Genomic DNA, 16,600 nt, shown 5'->3' on the forward strand with positions numbered 1-16,600 from the left:
CTCTTTCTCATATAAAAAATACGCCCCTTCCTTTTAGGAAAGAGCGCATAGTATTATACCTCAATCTGGAACTTGCGAAGGAATTCCTCTTCATCCAGAATTGGAATGCCCAGTTCCTTGGCCTTCTTATTTTTGGAAGAAGACGAGTCCACATCATTGTTAATCAAAAAGCTGGTTTTTTTCGTCACACTGCCGGTAACCTTGCCGCCCATGGCCTCAATCCGTGCCGTCAGCACCTTTCGGTTCTCAAAATGGCGCAGATCTCCCGTCACTACGAAAGTCATGCCGGAAAGCGACGCCTCCGCTGGCGCCTCCTGTTCCTTCCATCTCAAATAGGGCAAAACCTCCGCCAGAAACGCCAGATGTTCCTCATCCCGGAAGTAGGCATACACACTATGGGCAATAACCTCCCCAAAGCCTTCCACCGCTGTCAGTTCCTCTGTATTCGCCGCCTTGATCTTTTCCAGATCATTGTCAAAGGCCTTGCAGAGAAGCTTGGCGTTGCGCAGACCCACATGGTTGATGCCCAGCGCATAAATGAAATTGGCCAGTTCTACATCCTTTGCCTTTTCCACAGAAGCCATCAAGTTATTATAGGACTTTTCTCCAAAGCCCTCCAATTCCTGTATTTCATCCTGATACTGCTCCAAACGGAAAAGATCAGGATACTGCTTTACAAAGCCCCGCTCCATGAATTTTTTCAGGGTTTCCTCCGAAAGCCCCTCCAGATTCATGGCGTCTCTGGAAACGAAATGACTCAGCATCCGCAGTCTCTGGGCCTGACAGCTGGGATTGGTGCAGTACAGTGCCTTGCCGTCCCGCAGACTGCGCACCTCCGTTTCCCCGCCGCAGACGAAACAGTGGGACGGGATCTCCGCCGTTGCGGAACGGGTCAGGTTTTCCGCGATCTGCGGAATAATCATATTGGCCTTATAGACCTTGATGGTATCGCCAATGCCCAAAGCCAGTTCTTCCAGTATGCTGACATTATGGACGCTGGCCCTACTTACCGTAGAGCCTTCCAGCTCCACCGGATCGAAAACAGCGATAGGGTTCATGAGCCCTGTCCGGGAAGTATTCCATTCGATTTCCCGCAGAGTGGTCTCCGCCATTTCATCGGCCCATTTAAAGGCAATAGAATCCTTGGGGAATTTGGAGGTCCGCCCTAAGCTCTGACTGTAAGCCACACTGTCAAAGGTCAGCACCAGCCCATCGGAGGCAATATCGTTCTGCTCAATATGACTGCGGAAATACTCCAGTGCCTCCAGCACGTTCTCTCCCGTCACTACACGGCGTTCCACCGCTGTAAAGCCCATGGATTCCAGCCACCGCAGATTCTCCTCCTTGCTGTCGGACAATTCCTTTCCTTCGGCACTCACCAGCGTAAAGGCAAAAAACTGTACTTTCCGCTTTGCGGCGATTTCGCTGTTGAGCTGGCGCACTGTACCGCTGCACAGATTTCGGGGATTTTTGTATTCTTCCCCTTCCTCCAGTTCTTCGTTGATGCGGCGGAACTCAGAATAGGAAATCACGCCTTCTCCCCGCAGTACCAGTTCTCCCGGAAAAGAAATCCGTACCGGCAGATTGGAAAACACTCTGGCATTATGGGTCACATCCTCGCCGACCTCTCCGTTTCCTCTGGTGACCGCCTGCTGCAAAACGCCGTCCTGATAAGTCAGCACAATGGTCAAGCCGTCCAGTTTCCAGGAAAGGATACCTGTTTTGTCCCCCAGAAAGCTCACCAGTTTTTCCGGTTCTTTCGTTTTATCCAAGGACAAAATGGGGCTGTCATGACGGATCTTTACCAGATTGCTGAGAACCGTATAGCCGACCCGCTGGGTGGGGCTGCCGGCCATGACTACGCCTGTCTCCTTCTCCAGCCGCACCAGTTCGTCATACAATTCATCATACTGGTGGTCTGTCATGATCTCTCTGTCCTGCTGGTAATAGGCCTCTGACGCCTGATTCAAAAGGCCGATCAGTTCCTTCATCCGTTCCATGGTGCATCACTCCTTATATCAACCCTCACTGACCTTAATCAGCTTGGAAAGTTTCGCCATAAATTTTTTCGTACCCTTTTCTCCAAAGGATACCTCTACTTCATAATCAGCGCCGCCGGGGTTTATGGATTTTACAGTACCAATACCGTATTTGGGCGCACGTACCTTATCCCCTACCTGATAATCCAGCACAAATTCCTTAGGCGCCGGCATCTCGAATTTCTTCGCCGCCGGGGCAAAGGGGCTGGTCTTGCTGCGGGTGGTAATGGGGCCAACCTTCATGCTGTTGCGCATCGCATACTTCTTCGCCATATCGGAAATCTGTCTGGTAGGCATATCCACCAGATCCTCTGGGATCTCCTTCAGGAAACGGGAAGGGGGATTGTACTGTGTCAAACCATGCTGCATTCTGCTCTTGGCATGAGAAAGGAACAGTTCTTCCTTGGCCCTTGTAATGCCCACATAGCAAAGACGGCGTTCCTCCTCGATTTCCTTTTCTCCGCCGTACATAATCGCCCGGAAACCGGGGAAAATCCCTTCCTCCATACCGATCATGAACACATAAGGAAATTCCAGACCTTTAGCGCTGTGCAGCGTCATAAGCACCACGGTCTCGTCCCCTTCCTGATAGCCGTCAATATCCGCCACCAGCGCCACATCTTCCAGGAATCCTTCCAGACCGCCTTCGGGATTCTGTTCCTCATATTCTGTGGCCTTGGAAACAAACTCGTCCAGATTTTCGATTCTCGCCAACGCTTCGTCGGTGCCTTCCATCACCAGCTGCTGGAGGTAGCCCGTCCGCTTGATGACGGCGTCCATCAGCTCCGATACCTTCATCTGCGCAAAATCTGCCCGCAGTCCCTCGAACAGCTCATAAAATTCCTTACATTTTTTCCCTCTGGTTTTCAGCTCCGTAATTTCATCCAGATGGGCCAGAGCGTCATAAAAGCTAAGACCATGCAGCTGGGCATAATTGGAGATCTTCTCCAGAGAGGTTTCCCCAATGCCTCTTCTGGGCACATTGATAATACGCCGCAGAGCAATAGTATCGGCGGGATTTGCCAGTACCTTCAAATAAGAAAGGATATCACGAATCTCTTTTCTTTCATAAAAGCGCACGCCGCCGAACAGACGGTAGGGAATCCCCTTCTTTACCAGCTGATCCTCCACCGCCCGGGACTGGGCATTGGTGCGGTACAATACAGCGAACCGGTTCAGGCTCTGGCCTTCCCCGTGCATTTTCTCGATCTGCTCCGCCACATATCTTGCCTCATCATACTCATTGTCGGCTTTATAGATATGAAGGATGCTGCCGCCGTCATTTTCTGTCCAGAGGCTCTTTTCCTTTCGGGTCAAGTTATGGTGGATCACCGCGTTGGCCGCGTCCAGAATCTTCTTTGTGGAGCGGTAATTCTGTTCCAGCTTAATCACGACCGTATTGGGGAAATCCTTTTCAAAGTCCAGAATATTGCGGATATTGGCGCCTCTCCAGCCGTAAATGCTCTGATCGTCGTCCCCTACTACACAAAGGTTCTGGTATTTGGATGCCAACCGATAAACCAGTTCATACTGGGAAGTATTGGTATCCTGATACTCGTCTACCATAATATAGCGGAACCGTTCCTGATATTTGTCCAGTACATCGGGACAGGTACGGAACAGCAGTACTGTTTTATAAATCAGATCATCAAAATCCAGCGCGTTGTTTTCCTTCAGCATCTTCTGGTACAGCTGATAGCACTTGGCTGTCTTGGAAGCCCGGATATCCATAGGGTCCACAGACTTCACATAATCCTCCACGCTGACCATTTCCTCTTTCAGCTTACTGATGGCCGCCAGCGCCGCCCGGGAAGAAAAGGATTTGTCCACAGGGCTGTAATTCAGCTGCTTAAAGACTTCCTTCATGAGCTTTTCCTGGTCGTCGGCATCGTAAATGGAAAACTGATTATCATAATCCAGATGGTGGATCTCCCGTCTCAAAATACGCACGCAGGTGGAATGGAAGGTGCTGATCCACACATCCTGGGCGCCGCTGCCCACCAGAGCGTCCACTCTCTCCCGCATCTCTTTTGCCGCCTTATTGGTAAAGGTAATGGCCAGAATATTCCAGGGCTTTACACCGCTTTCCAGCAAATGGGCGATTCTGACGGTCAGCGCCCCCGTTTTTCCGCTGCCTGCCCCTGCCAGTACCAATACGGGGCCTTCCTGCTGCAATACAGCCTGCTGCTGCATCTTGTTCAGCTGTTCAAATCCAATCATCACTCTATTCTCCTTCTTGTTTCTACGCAAAGAAAAGGAAGCCGCTCCGGTCCTCCGAAAGAGGAAAACCGCCCGCCGACTTCCCTGTCCGCCTTTTTGCAATACTGTTTTTATTCTGCCTTTCCGGCCTCTTCTTCCTGCTGTTTTTTCACACGGTCAATGGCAAGCTTATAGCCGTCCGTGCCATAATGCAGACACCGATTCACACGGCTGATGGTCGCCGTAGAGGCGCCTGTTTTCTCCGCAATCTCCACATAAGTGCATTTCGCGTCCAGCATAGCGGCAACCTCCATCCGCTGCGCGATGGCCTGGATCTCATTGACTGTGCACAGATCCTCAAATAACTGGTAACACTCTTCTATGGTTTCCATACTGAGGATACAACGAAAAAGTTTGTCGGTTAATTCACTTTTGATTTTCTTATTCATTGCCACGCCACCTTTACTTTTCAATTCTCTTATACATATTAGCATACTAAAGTGTTAAAGTAAAGGTTTTTTTCCCTTTTTACCGGTTCCTCTTTAAGGCGCCAAGAAGCCGGTCGATGTCCTGATTCAGCACCAGTTCCTCCGGAAAATCCACCTTCTTCATCAGATCGAATACATATCCAAACTCTCCGATGCTGGTGTAAAAATGGGCATCACTGCCAATGACTACCGGCAAAGCGGCCTCCTTGCACAGCCGCAGCATATATTCCACATTGACGCTGCTGCCGTCCCGAAAACCGCCGGGGATCAAAGAGGTATTATTGATCTCCAGCAGTGTGCCGGTTTTTACAGCCTGCTCTACCAAAGCCTCATAATCCATCGGATATCTGGGGTCTCCCGGATGGCCGAGAATATCCACCATGGGATTTTCCATAACCTTCAGGCAGGCTCTCGTATTTTCTTCTCTGGTACCCGGCTTGATACAGGGCGTATGAAGGCTGGCAATGGCCATATCCAGTCTTCCCAGAACTTTATCATCCATATCCACAGTGCCATCAAAATCCATGATATTCAGCTCAATGCCTTTGAGCAGCTGTACCCCATGAAGCATATTCGGCAGCACATGGAGATTAGCGAAATAAGCGTGGCAGGTCGTATGCGCCATCATCGGCGCGTGATCCGTCATAGCCACCGCTTTCAGACCGATCTGGGCCGCGTAGCTGATATTTTCATCCAGTGTGCTGTATGCGTGCCCGCTGGCCAGCGTATGGGTATGGGTATCGATTTGTATTTTCATGGGTCTGTCCCCCTTATATGGCAAAAACAAAACCCGTTTTTTGCAGACGCAAAAATAAGCGGCACGAACGCCCCAAAGGCAGGGACCGTCAGGCCACAGGAACGGGAATGATCTCTTTTGCCGTGATTTCGGCTGTATTTTTGAATGCGAAGACATTATACCATTTTTCCCGTCAAAAAGAAAGCCAAAGGCGGCCAAAAACACTGCAAAATTTTACCCTTTCCCCACTCTTTCCAGCAAAAAAACAGACGGAAAGTTTCCTCTCCGTCTTCATGTTTTTTATTCTTCCACCTGGAATCTGGCCAGTCTGTTTTTGGCCTCTTCATCGGCATAAATTTCCAGAAATACGCCGTCTGCGCGATGCTCCTCCCGGATGATCTCACATCTGCCATGGACCCATCCCGTCAACGCCCCTTCCTGATAGGGGATCAATACCTGCATGGAGGTACGGAAGCTTTTCAGCAGCTGCTCGATACAGGACAGCATCCCCTCCAGCCCGGTCCGTTTCATGGCGGAAATCTGTACCGTATCCCTCGCCGTTCTGTCCATAGGCAGAGGCAGTTCCACCTCCCGGTCCATTTTGTTATATACGGTAATGACCGGTGTATCCTGACAGCCCAGATCCCGCAGGGTGTCATATACCACCTGCATCTGCTCCTCCCGGTTGGGATTGGAAGCATCCACCACATGCAGCAGAATATCCGCGTACTTCATTTCCTCCAATGTGGCCCGAAACGCCTGAATCAGATGATGGGGCAGTTTCTGGATAAAGCCAACGGTGTCTGTCAGCAGAATTTCCGAACCGCCGGGCAGTTCCACTTTTCTGGTAGTAGTATCCAGTGTGGCGAAAAGCTTATCCTCCGCCAGTACTCCCGCGTCTGTCAGTGTGTTTATCAGCGTAGATTTTCCCGCGTTGGTATAGCCTACCAGAGAAACCACCGGCGTGCCCTTTTTTCCTCTCTGGCTGCGCAGCAGTTCCCGATGGATCTGTATTTCCTTCGCCTCTCGGTTCAGTTCGGCAATCCGTTCCTTGATGTACCGGCGGTCTGTTTCCAGTTTTTTCTCACCGGGGCCTCTGGTACCGATACCGCCGCCCAATCGGGACATGGACGCGCCCATGCCTGTCAGGCGGGAAAGACGGTATTTCAGCTGGGCCAGTTCCACCTGGATTTTCCCCTCGCCGGAAATGGCCCGGGCGGCGAAAATATCCAGAATGACAATGGTACGGTCCATGACCTTGGTTTCCAGCATTTTTTCCAGATTTTTCAGCTGGGCCGGAGACAGTTCATCATCACAGACGATGCCCGTAGCGTCATAGGTACGAAGCATCATTTTCAGTTCCTCGATCTTTCCCTTGCCCAGATAGTGGGCGGGATGTACTTTTTCCCGGCGCTGGATGGTGCGGGCAACTGTCTCGGCGCCTGCCGTTTTTACCAGCTCTTCCAGCTCATCCAGACAGGCCTCCGTTTCCATGGCGGAAGGCGCATTTTTGTCCTCCAGTTCAATGCCTACCAGAATCAGCCGTTCCTCCGCCTCTTTATTTTCATGCATTTCTCTTGCCATGTTGCTCTCCTCTCTTACCGCAGCCAGACGCCGTCAAAGGAAAATCTGGCAGGACCAGTCATATAGACATGGTTGTCCGATTCTCTCCATTCGATTTCCAGTGTACCGCCCAGCAGCTGAATACGCACCTTCCGTTCACACAGCCCATTGAGCACCGCCGCCACCAAAGCCGCGCTGGCTCCCGTGCCACAGGCCATGGTTTCGCCGCTGCCCCGTTCCCAGACACGCATCGCCAAATGGGTCCGGTCAATGACCTGCACAAATTCCGTATTGGTCTTATTTGGGAAAATAGGGGCGTATTCCACCAGACTTCCGTATTTCTCCACATCAAAATCCTGTGTGTTGTCCACAAAGGTCACAGCATGCGGATTTCCCATGGAAACACAGGTAAAAGCAAATTCCCGATCCAGTATCCGCAATGTCTCGCCGATAACAGGATGTTTTTCACTGCGGACAGGAATTTTTTCCGCCTCCAAAATCGGTTCGCCCATATCTACCGTCACAGCAATAACATTCTCCTGCTGAATATGGAGTTTCAGTGTTTTGATGCCGCCCATAGTTTCCAGTGTCACAGTGTCTTTCTTCGTCAGGCCCCGTTCGTAGACATATTTCCCGATACAGCGCACGGCATTGCCGCACATTTCTCCCTCGGAGCCATCCAGATTGAACATCCGCATCCGAAAATCCGCCGTTTCCGATGGCAGAATCAAAACCAATCCATCGGCGCCAACGCCGAAATGGCGCTCACTCATGGCGACCGCCAAAGCCTCCGGCCATTTTACCTCTTCCTCAAAACAGTTGATATAAATATAATCGTTGCCGCAGCCTTCCATTTTTGTAAACCGCATCTTTTTCCCCCATTTCTTCTATGTAAGGCGGCGAACCGCCCTGTTGCTCAGTCCTGTGGTCCATGTCCCGCGAAATGCAGTTCCGGCTCATTTCCCACGGTGCGGTACAGATTCAGGCACCAAAGGCCAGCCAGCCCAACCAGTCCGAAGATCACCCGGGCCAGCCAGAACATAGAGCCGCTGAAAATGGTAGTCACCAGATCGAAACCGAAAAATCCGATGAGACCCCAGTTCAGCGCGCCGATGATCACAAGAGTCAAAGCAATAAAATTACCTGTTTTCATGCTTCCGACCTCCCTGTATATGAATAAACGGATGATTCCGTACTCATAGTATGCCTGTGTCTGCTTTTTTTATGAAAAAAATTGATCTGCCGTGCTGGCAAAATCCGCCTGTTTCAAATTTCCCACAGCGGAATAGCTGACATCATTTCCGCCGAAGATCAATTCCATCACTTGATGGATATCCTCCTCCGTTATGGTTTCAATTCGGGAGATAACCTCCTCCATTTCCATGACCTCGCCACGCAGCAGCAGCGCCGCCCCGGCGGAAGTCATCCGGTTCAATGTGCTTTCAGAACCAATGATAAAATTGCTGATCATCTGCTCTTTTGTTACCTCCAGCAGCTGCCGGGAAACTCCTTCCTTGCGAATCTGCTGAATCTCATGGTATATACTTCTATACACGGCGTCTGCCTGCGCCGGATTCATGCTGGCGTAAATACAGAATAATCCCGTATCCGCAAAAGCCGTGGTATAGCTGTAAATGGAATAGGCCAGCCCCTGTTCCTCTCTTACCTTCTGGAACAGCCGGGAACTCATGCCGCCGCCAAAAATGGTCTGGAACACCGCCAAAGCGTATTTTAAAGGATGCTCCCGTTCCAGTCCCGGAAAAGCGATACAGGTATGAAGCTGTTCCACATCCTTCTCCCGATGGATGCGCACCTGTTTCGTCACAGCCCTTGTCTCATAAGGATGATAGGCCGCTTTGGGCTGCCACTGGCCGAAGTACCGATTCAGCAGCGCCATCATTTCCTCTTTTTTGAAATTCCCCGCCACAGATAGAACTGTATTCTCCGTGTGGTAGTTTTTCTCGTAATACTCCCGTATGGTCTCAGCGGTAAAAGCGGATATGGTCTCCTCCGTGCCTAAAATAGGCATCCCCAGACTGCAGTCCTGCCAAATGGCATCCTGAAGGCAGTCATGAACCAGTTCCTCCGGCGCGTCCTCATACATATCAATTTCTTCCAGAATCACATTTCTCTCCCGCCGTACATCTTCTTCCCGAAACGCCGGATAAAGGAGCATATCGCTCATGACATCCATGGCCCTTGTGATATGCTTGTCCAGCACCCGGGTATGGTAGCAAGTATATTCCTTTGTAGTGTAGGCATTGATCTGGCCGCCTAAAGCATCCATTTCCTCGGCGATCTCCTTGGCGGAGCGGTGTTCTGTTCCCTTGAACATCATATGCTCTATATAATGAGAAATGCCGTTTTCCTCCGGCCGCTCGTTTCTGGTGCCGTTTTTTACCCAGATACCAAAGGAAATACTACGAACATAACCGATTTCCTCCAGCACCACCTGTATTCCGTTTTCCAATTTTTCTATGGTCAGCATATTTTCTCTCCTGCCTGTTTTTCTTGTTAGGATATTCCATTTTCCAAAATCTATGCATTTCCTTTTATAGCATAGCAAAATCAATGCTTTTGCGCAATCTTCTTCTTTATTTTTCTTTCCCGGCAAAAAAATCGAATGAAAAAAAAATGGATAAAACAGAGTCTCCTCTGCTTTACCCATTTTGATTTACCTTAGATCTTATTCCTGTTCAGGAGCGTCATCTTTCACCAGAGCGTCCTTCATAGAGAAGTTCAGTCTGCCCTGCTTGTCGATCTCCATCAGTTTTACCATAACTTCATCGCCAGGCGCCACAACATCCTCAACCTTGGCAACTCTCTTGTTTGCCATCTTGGAAATGTGGATCAGACCTTCCTTGCCGGGTGCGATCTCGACAAAAGCACCGAAGGTCATCAGTCTTGTGATGGTACCTTTATATACCTTACCCATTTCAGGATCGCTGACAATGGCGGTAATCATATCAATGGCACGCTGCATATCCGCAGGGTCTGTGCCTTTGATGAAGATCTTGCCGTCGTCCTCTGTATCGATCTCGCAGTTTGTTTCCTCAATAATCTTCTTGATAACTTTGCCTCTGGTGCCGATGACCTCAGCGATCTTGTCCACGTCAATCTGCATAGTCGCAATCTTAGGCGCATATTTGGACAGTTCTTTTCTGGGTTCCGCAATGGCCTTCAGCATAACTTCGTTGAGGATATATTCTCTTGCTCTGCCAGTCTGGGCAAAAGCCTGTTCGATCATTTCAAAAGTCAGACCCTTGATCTTCATATCCATCTGGATGGCGGTGATACCTTCGGAGGTACCGGCTACTTTAAAGTCCATATCGCCGAAGAAGTCCTCTACACCCTGAATATCTGTAATTTCGATGAAGTCATCGTCTGTATCGCCCGTTACCAGACCTACGGAAATACCTGCTACGGGGCGTTTGATGGGTACGCCGGCCGCCATCAGAGACAGTGTGGAGCCACAGATGGATGCCTGAGAAGTAGAACCGTTGGAGCTCAAAATATCGGAAACCAGACGGATAGCGTAAGGGAATTCCTCTTCGCTGGGGATTACGGGCAGCAGTGCTCTTTCACCCAGTGCGCCGTGACCGATTTCACGTCTGCCGGGGCCTCTGGAGGTTTTCGCCTCGCCTACGGAGAAGCCGGGGAAGTTATAGTGATGGATATAACGCTTGCCGGTTTCGTTGGCGTCCAGACCATCCAGACGCTGGCCTTCGCTGATGGCACCCAGTGTGGTTACAGTCAGCGCCTGTGTCTGACCTCTGGTAAACAGCGCAGAACCATGTACCCGGGGCAGAACGTCTACTTCCGCGCTCAAAGGTCTGATTTCCTCAATGCCGCGGCCGTCAGGACGCTTGTGCTCTCTGAGGATCATTCTTCTTACGGTCATTTTCTCGAATTTATAGATGATTTCATCTACCAGAGCGGGGATATCTATATCCTCCGCGGAGATTTCTGTCAGTTTTTCTGTCAGCTGTTCCAGAACTTCTTCTGTGATAACTTTGATCTTCGCATCTCTGTCCTGTTTCAGTTCCGCGAATACAGCTTCCTCCATTCTTGCGTCGGTAATATATTCTGTTACCATCTGGTATGCGTCCTCAGGGATCACATGCTCTGTATAAGGCGCTTTTGCCTTCCCTTCCTTAGCGGTAACTTCCTGAATGAATTTCACCACTTCCAGATTGGTGTCAAAAGCCAGATGGATGGCTTCCATCATCAGATCATCGGGAATTTCATCAGCGCCTGCTTCAATCATCATGACCTTATCCTCTTTGGAAGATACCGTCAAGGACAGTTTTGTTTTTTCTCTCTGTTTCGCTGTGGGATTTACCACCAGCTGGCCGTCCACATAACCGATATTTACAGAAGCAACGGGATATGTGAAGGGGATATCGGAAATATTCAGCGCCAGAGAAGCGCCGATCATAGCCAGCACTTCGGGAGAGCAGTCCTGATCTACGGACATAACTGTCGCCACAATAGCAACATCATTTCTGTAATCCTTCGGGAACAGCGGACGCAGGGGTCTGTCGATGCATCTTGCTGTCAGGATGGCTTTTTCGGAAGGTCTGCCTTCTCTTTTGATAAAGCCGCCGGGGATCTTGCCTACGGAATACAGTCTTTCTTCATAATCAATGCTCAGAGGGAAGAAATCAATGCCTTCTCTGGGCTTTTCGGATGCGGTAGCGGTCACCAGCACTGTGGTATCGCCGTAACGCATCAGCGCAGCGCCATTGGCCTGTTCCGCTACACGGCCGATCTCCGCGCTCAATGTTCTGCCTGCCAGTTCCATGGAATAGGTTCTAAACATAATCAATCTCCTTTTCTTTTTGTTTTTTCCCTGCACCATAGATCTTCAACTTCAAAAACATGGGCATCCCATATTTGCAAAGTTGGAAATCTATAGTGCGCCTTCTTTTGGGTTTCTTTGTCTGATAGAAGAAAAGAGAGGAAAAAAATCCTCCCTTTTCCTTATCTTTTGGGTTGTTTCTTACTTTCTCAGACCCAGTTCTGCGATAACAGCACGATATCTTTCGATATCCAGTTCTTTCAGGTAGTTCAGCAGACCTCTTCTCTGACCAACCATTTTCAGCAGACCTCTTCTGGAGTGATGGTCTTTCTTGTGGGTTTTCAGATGGTCTGTCAGCAGAGTGATTCTTGCTGTCAGCAGAGCGATCTGTACTTCGGGAGAACCTGTGTCGTTAGGTGTTCTGCCGTATTTTGCGATGATTTCCTGTTTGTTGATTGTTGCCATAATTTTGGCCTCCTTAATAAAAATATTTTTTGCGTAACCCCAAGGACTAAGTTATGGTCGGAGCGTCCAGCAACTGAGTCCTGGTTTTTACAACGTTTTCATTTTATCATACACTTTCCCCGATTGCAAGAAAAAACGATGTTTTTTCCTTGTTTTTCCTGAAAATCAGAGGGTTTATCTGTCTTTGGCGCTCTCCGGCCTTCTCAGGTTTCCTTCCCGGCGCTTTTCTCAAACCGAAATTGAGAAAGGAGCACTGCCGCAAATACCACCGCGAAGCCAACCGCCATTCTGGGCGTAACTACCTCATGATAGAGCAGAACGGAAAAAATGACGCCGAAGACGGATTCCAGACTCAGCAGGATGGTCCCCACAGCGGCATCCGTATACTTCAGCCCATAGGACTGGAGGAACAGACACAGCGCCGTGGACAGATACGCCAGATACAGCACATTTCCAGCGGCCCCCAGAGAGATGGAGGACGGAAACCCGCCGGTAGCGATAGTTCCGATCCAGCCAATGACGGCGGAAAAAGTAATCTGCATGGTCGTTACCAGAAGAGGATCTCTGCCCTTGGAAAACCAGGCGATAGCCGTCAGGTCACAGGCATAGATTACGCCGCAGATCAATGTTACGATATCCCCGTCCTGCATTGTCATGTCGCCGTTCAAAGAGATCAGCCCGATGCCGGCTAGACACAGCACAGCGGCAAATACATGATTTTTCTGGGGCCGTTCCTTAGATACGAACCAGTAGAAAAAAGGCACAATCACACAGTAAACCGCTGTCAGGAAAGCGCTTTTTCCCGGGGTGGTCCCCATGGTCAGAGCGACTGTCTGCACCGCCGTGGCTGTTCCCATGGTTGCGCCTGTGATGATACCACCCAGCAGATACCCCTTATCCAGTTTCCCCCATTTCGGAAAGGTAATCACCCACATCAAAACGGCGGCCAGCGTAAATCTTGCCGCCGTAATAAACCAGGAGGAAAGCTCCTCCGTGGCAAATTTCTGAAAAACAAAGGCACTGCCCCAAATCATTGCCGTCAAAAGCAGCAGAAGGTGGGCACGCATTCTTCTTCCCTGTTCCATAAGCCCTTCTCCTTACTTCTCCTCCGGTGCCTTCCAGTGGGCGTATTCCTCCGAAGCGAAATAAGCCCTTGTCTGTTCCGCGTTGACAGCGATCTGTTTTTGCAGTTCCTCTACGCTTTCAAATTTCCGCTCGCTGCGCAGGAATTTATAAAAGAAGGTCTGCAAAGTTTCGCCGTAAATGGTCTGGTTAAAGTCAAAAAGATAGGTTTCTACAATTTTCTGTGTACCGTTGACCGTAGGGTTTTTGCCGATATTGGTCACACCATAGTAATATTTTCCCTGATACAGTGTCTTTGTGGCGTATACCCCGTTGGGAGGGAACAGCTTCAAAGGATGGGGCTCGATATTTACTGTAGGGAACCCAATGGTCCGCCCCAGTTTCTTTCCTTCCTTTACGGTACCCAGAATAAAATAAGGCACCGTCAGCATACGGTTGGCGTCCTCCAGATCCTTTTCCACCAGACACTGGCGGATGCGGGAGCTGCTGACACGCTCGCCCTCGTACTGTACTGAAGGCACCGCGATGACCTTAACGCCGTGTTCCTGCCCTACCCGGCGCAGGAACTCATAATTTCCGCTACGGTTGCTGCCGAAATGGTAGTTTTCCCCTACCACCAGCACCTTGCACTTCATTCTTTCAAACAGCAGCTTTACGGCGAAATCCTCCGCTGAGGTTGCCGCGAACTCTTTATCAAAGGGATATTCGATATAGGTATCTACGCCCATCTGCTCCATAGTGAACTTCTTTTCTGAAGGTGCCATAATCAGGGCGAAATCCTCTTTTTTCCTGAATACCAGCATGGGATGAGGAGAAAAGGAAAATGCCACGCTTTCCAGACCTTCCTCCTCCGCAAACTGCTTTGTCAGTTGAATCAAGGCGCGATGTCCCTGATGCAGGCCGTCAAAATTCCCCAAAGTAATGGCAGTCGGTCTGATCCGGTCCACACGTCCGTCTGTAATATGTTCCATGATTCTGCTACTCCTTTTAAATCAGCATTTTAAAGGGCTTGATAAAAAATCCGTCCTCTTCACATACCTGATACAGTCCTACCAGCTGTTTTTTGCTGTCATAAACAGATACGATCTCTCCCGCCGCCAGCGGCTGCCGGCTGCGGTAAAAAGCGGAACGTATCTTTCCGCCGTTATACAGCAGCTTTTCCGACTGTTCCGAAACCACCACTTCCTTGTAGCCGGCCAAAGCCCGCTCCATAGACAGCAGCGCCTCTTCCGCCCGGCCTTCCTCCGCCAGCGTCTTCAGTTCCTCCAGCCGGATGGCGTTTTCCAGACAAAAGGCGCCTGTTTTTGTACGAAGCAGGCTGGCCATATGGGCGCCGCAGCCCAAAGCCTTGCCAATATCGCTGCAAATGGTACGGATATAAGTCCCTTTGGAACAGTCCACATCTATTTCAAAGGCGTCGGGAGGCAGGAAATTCCGGATGGTGATGCCGTAAATGGTTACAGTCCTCGCCTTCCGTTCCACTTCCTTGCCTTCCCTTGCCAGTTCATACAGTTTTTTGCCATTGATCTTGATGGCGGAATACATAGGCGGGATCTGACGGATCTCTCCTGTAAATTCTGCCACCGTCCGGCGGATCTGATCCTCGTCAAAATCCACAGTCTTTTCCTCCAGCACTTCCCCGGAGGCATCCTCTGTGGTAGTGGTAATCCCCAGCCGGACCACAGCCCGATAGCTTTTTCTGCCGTCCATGATAATATCTGACAGCTTTGTTGCTTTCCCTACGCACACCGGCAGCACGCCTTCCGCGTCCGGGTCCAGAGTTCCCGTATGGCCTACCTTTTTCATATGCAGGGTTTTTCGCACCACCGCCACCACATCATGAGAGGTATATCCCTTTTCCTTATAGATATTGAAAATACCGTCCAAGCGATTTCCTCCTTACAGCATTTTTTCCATTTCCGCCAGCACCATTTCCTTTGCCTTTTCTATGGGCGCCGCAATGGTACAGCCTGCCGCCTTCACATGGCCGCCGCCGCCGAATTTCTGGGCCAGCGCGCATACGTCATATCCGTCTTTCCCCCGGAAGCTGGCCTTGACCTCTGTGGGTGTTTTTTCATAAAGGAAACAGGCCACCGCCGTTCCCTGTACCCCATTAAGATAATTGATAATGGCGTCCAGTTCTTTGTTGGTGCCGTGGCAGCGTACAATCTCCTCTGTGGTCACTGTGGCACACACCACTTTTCCATCGAAGAACAGCGCCGCGTTTTCCAGGGCCTGTCCCATGATTTTCAGTTCCGAAAAGCTGCGGCTGTCAAAGAAGCGGTTGTAGATCTCCGTAAAGGGGATGCCCTTCTTCATCAATTCTCCCGCAATCCGCATGGTCTCCGGAGAGGTAGAGGAATGACGGAAACCGCCGGTATCATAAATCAGACCGGCATAAAGGCCGGAGGCCATATCTCTGTCAATTTCATAGTTCCCTTCCAGAAAGCCATAAACGATCTCACAGGTAGAGGAAGCGTCTCCCTCCACATAATTCATCTGTCCATACCGGGTATTGCTGCCATGATGGTCGATGTTGATGGTATAGGCTGCCTGATGGAACCACTCCGCCGCCTGTCCCAGTCGGCCTTCATCGCCGCAGTCCAGCGCCAGAAACAAGTCCGCGGGGCCTTCCGCCGCCTTTACCAGATGACCATTGGGAATGACCGTGTATTTGGGCGCATAGGCCTCCAAAAGCACCGTCACTTTCTTCCCGGCCGCCACCAGAGCCGCGCCCATGGCGAGGCAGGCCCCGATGGCGTCCCCATCGGGATTGGTGTGCCCCGCAATCTGTATGGTATTTGCTCTGGCGATTTGTTCCAGAATTTCTTGTTTTGTATTATTCTCCCTCATGGGCTCCTTCTCTCTCCTCACGGTCCTGAGAGATCTGACGCATAAGCTGTTCCATGCGCACAGCGTATTCCGCGGATTCATCCAGCTTGAAAATCAATTCCGGTGTGATCCGCAGATTCACTCTTTCCGCAATCAGATGGCGGATGAAGCCGCCGGCGTTTTTCAGGCCCTTCATCACGCTTTCTTTCTGCGCCTCATCTCCCAGAACAGAAACATATACCTTGCAGTATTTCAGATCCTGTGTGGTATCCACCCGCACAACGCTGGTCATGGCGCCGATACGGGGGTCTTTCAGTTCTGCCCGCACAATCTGAGAGATTTCCTTAAAAATCTCGTCATTGACACGGGAAATTCTAGTATTTTTCTTCATTCT

The 16,600-nt window shown here is 50.3% G+C and carries 15 protein-coding genes; all 15 read right to left on the reverse strand.

From position 1 onward, the window contains the following. Positions 1-53: 53 nt before the first annotated feature. The 15 genes from ligA to rbfA all read right to left on the reverse strand — a co-directional run bounded on the left by ligA (position 54) and on the right by rbfA (position 16,597). Entirely contained in the window at positions 54-2,000 is a 1,947-nt protein-coding gene (gene ligA / locus H9X84_RS00590; protein ID WP_205132374.1) for an NAD-dependent DNA ligase LigA, read from the reverse strand. An 18-nt stretch (positions 2,001-2,018) separates the two neighbouring features. Beyond that, positions 2,019-4,259 carry a DNA helicase PcrA gene (gene pcrA, locus H9X84_RS00595; protein WP_205132375.1) on the reverse strand — a complete coding sequence of 747 codons (2,241 nt, stop codon included), beginning with the start codon at positions 4,257-4,259 and terminating at the stop codon, positions 2,019-2,021. A gap of 110 nt (positions 4,260-4,369) precedes the next feature. Beyond that, positions 4,370-4,687: a YerC/YecD family TrpR-related protein gene (locus H9X84_RS00600; RefSeq protein WP_205132376.1), complete on the reverse strand. Its 318-nt coding sequence runs from the start codon at positions 4,685-4,687 to the stop codon at positions 4,370-4,372. Between the two features lie 79 nt (positions 4,688-4,766). Then, positions 4,767-5,483 carry a phosphatase gene (locus tag H9X84_RS00605; RefSeq protein ID WP_205132377.1) on the reverse strand — a complete coding sequence of 239 codons (717 nt, stop codon included), beginning with the start codon at positions 5,481-5,483 and terminating at the stop codon, positions 4,767-4,769. 279 nt (positions 5,484-5,762) lie between these two features. Beyond that, positions 5,763-7,046, reverse strand: a complete 1,284-nt coding sequence (hflX, locus tag H9X84_RS00610; protein ID WP_205132378.1) for a GTPase HflX — start codon at positions 7,044-7,046, stop codon at positions 5,763-5,765. 14 nt (positions 7,047-7,060) lie between these two features. Next, positions 7,061-7,894, reverse strand: a complete 834-nt coding sequence (dapF, locus tag H9X84_RS00615) for a diaminopimelate epimerase (RefSeq protein ID WP_205132379.1) — start codon at positions 7,892-7,894, stop codon at positions 7,061-7,063. Positions 7,895-7,941: 47 nt separating this feature from the next. Beyond that, entirely contained in the window at positions 7,942-8,178 is a 237-nt protein-coding gene (locus H9X84_RS00620) for a DUF378 domain-containing protein (RefSeq protein WP_205132380.1), read from the reverse strand. Between the two features lie 69 nt (positions 8,179-8,247). Continuing rightward, on the reverse strand, positions 8,248-9,513 hold the full coding sequence (locus H9X84_RS00625; protein ID WP_205132381.1) for a M16 family metallopeptidase: 1,266 nt from the start codon (positions 9,511-9,513) through the stop codon (positions 8,248-8,250). 198 nt (positions 9,514-9,711) lie between these two features. Continuing rightward, positions 9,712-11,847 (reverse strand): polyribonucleotide nucleotidyltransferase, encoded by a 2,136-nt coding sequence (locus tag H9X84_RS00630; protein WP_205132382.1) that lies wholly within the window; start codon positions 11,845-11,847, stop codon positions 9,712-9,714. 180 nt (positions 11,848-12,027) lie between these two features. After that, complete coding sequence (gene rpsO, locus H9X84_RS00635; protein WP_205132383.1) at positions 12,028-12,291, reverse strand: 30S ribosomal protein S15; 264 nt, start codon at positions 12,289-12,291, stop codon at positions 12,028-12,030. A gap of 203 nt (positions 12,292-12,494) precedes the next feature. Beyond that, positions 12,495-13,376 (reverse strand): DMT family transporter, encoded by an 882-nt coding sequence (locus H9X84_RS00640; protein WP_205132384.1) that lies wholly within the window; start codon positions 13,374-13,376, stop codon positions 12,495-12,497. A gap of 12 nt (positions 13,377-13,388) precedes the next feature. Next, positions 13,389-14,345, reverse strand: coding sequence for a bifunctional riboflavin kinase/FAD synthetase (locus H9X84_RS00645; RefSeq protein WP_205132385.1), 957 nt, complete (start codon positions 14,343-14,345; stop codon positions 13,389-13,391). Positions 14,346-14,361: 16 nt separating this feature from the next. After that, positions 14,362-15,261, reverse strand: a complete 900-nt coding sequence (gene truB, locus H9X84_RS00650) for a tRNA pseudouridine(55) synthase TruB (protein WP_205132386.1) — start codon at positions 15,259-15,261, stop codon at positions 14,362-14,364. A 12-nt stretch (positions 15,262-15,273) separates the two neighbouring features. Beyond that, positions 15,274-16,227, reverse strand: coding sequence for a DHH family phosphoesterase (locus H9X84_RS00655; protein WP_205132387.1), 954 nt, complete (start codon positions 16,225-16,227; stop codon positions 15,274-15,276). Beyond that, positions 16,214-16,597 carry a 30S ribosome-binding factor RbfA gene (gene rbfA / locus H9X84_RS00660; RefSeq protein ID WP_205132388.1) on the reverse strand — a complete coding sequence of 128 codons (384 nt, stop codon included), beginning with the start codon at positions 16,595-16,597 and terminating at the stop codon, positions 16,214-16,216. Before rbfA ends, H9X84_RS00655 begins: the two co-directional genes overlap by 14 nt. Positions 16,598-16,600 lie beyond the last annotated feature (3 nt).

It is taken from the genome of Anaerotignum lactatifermentans, assembly GCF_016902535.1.
GTDB classification, from domain to species: Bacteria; Bacillota; Clostridia; order Lachnospirales; family Anaerotignaceae; genus Anaerotignum; species Anaerotignum lactatifermentans_A.

What these genes read in the sequence shown, in the direction of transcription:
- ligA (WP_205132374.1), bottom strand. Translation starts at nt 2,000, where the DNA reads ATGGAACGGATGAAGGAACTGATCGGCCTTTTGAATCAGGCGTCAGAG.
- pcrA (WP_205132375.1), bottom strand. Translation starts at nt 4,259, where the DNA reads ATGATTGGATTTGAACAGCTGAACAAGATGCAGCAGCAGGCTGTATTG.
- H9X84_RS00600 (WP_205132376.1), bottom strand. Translation starts at nt 4,687, where the DNA reads ATGAATAAGAAAATCAAAAGTGAATTAACCGACAAACTTTTTCGTTGT.
- H9X84_RS00605 (WP_205132377.1), bottom strand. Translation starts at nt 5,483, where the DNA reads ATGAAAATACAAATCGATACCCATACCCATACGCTGGCCAGCGGGCAC.
- hflX (WP_205132378.1), bottom strand. Translation starts at nt 7,046, where the DNA reads ATGGCAAGAGAAATGCATGAAAATAAAGAGGCGGAGGAACGGCTGATT.
- dapF (WP_205132379.1), bottom strand. Translation starts at nt 7,894, where the DNA reads ATGCGGTTTACAAAAATGGAAGGCTGCGGCAACGATTATATTTATATC.
- H9X84_RS00620 (WP_205132380.1), bottom strand. Translation starts at nt 8,178, where the DNA reads ATGAAAACAGGTAATTTTATTGCTTTGACTCTTGTGATCATCGGCGCG.
- H9X84_RS00625 (WP_205132381.1), bottom strand. Translation starts at nt 9,513, where the DNA reads ATGCTGACCATAGAAAAATTGGAAAACGGAATACAGGTGGTGCTGGAG.
- H9X84_RS00630 (WP_205132382.1), bottom strand. Translation starts at nt 11,847, where the DNA reads ATGTTTAGAACCTATTCCATGGAACTGGCAGGCAGAACATTGAGCGCG.
- rpsO (WP_205132383.1), bottom strand. Translation starts at nt 12,291, where the DNA reads ATGGCAACAATCAACAAACAGGAAATCATCGCAAAATACGGCAGAACA.
- H9X84_RS00640 (WP_205132384.1), bottom strand. Translation starts at nt 13,376, where the DNA reads ATGGAACAGGGAAGAAGAATGCGTGCCCACCTTCTGCTGCTTTTGACG.
- H9X84_RS00645 (WP_205132385.1), bottom strand. Translation starts at nt 14,345, where the DNA reads ATGGAACATATTACAGACGGACGTGTGGACCGGATCAGACCGACTGCC.
- H9X84_RS00655 (WP_205132387.1), bottom strand. Translation starts at nt 16,227, where the DNA reads ATGAGGGAGAATAATACAAAACAAGAAATTCTGGAACAAATCGCCAGA.
- rbfA (WP_205132388.1), bottom strand. Translation starts at nt 16,597, where the DNA reads ATGAAGAAAAATACTAGAATTTCCCGTGTCAATGACGAGATTTTTAAG.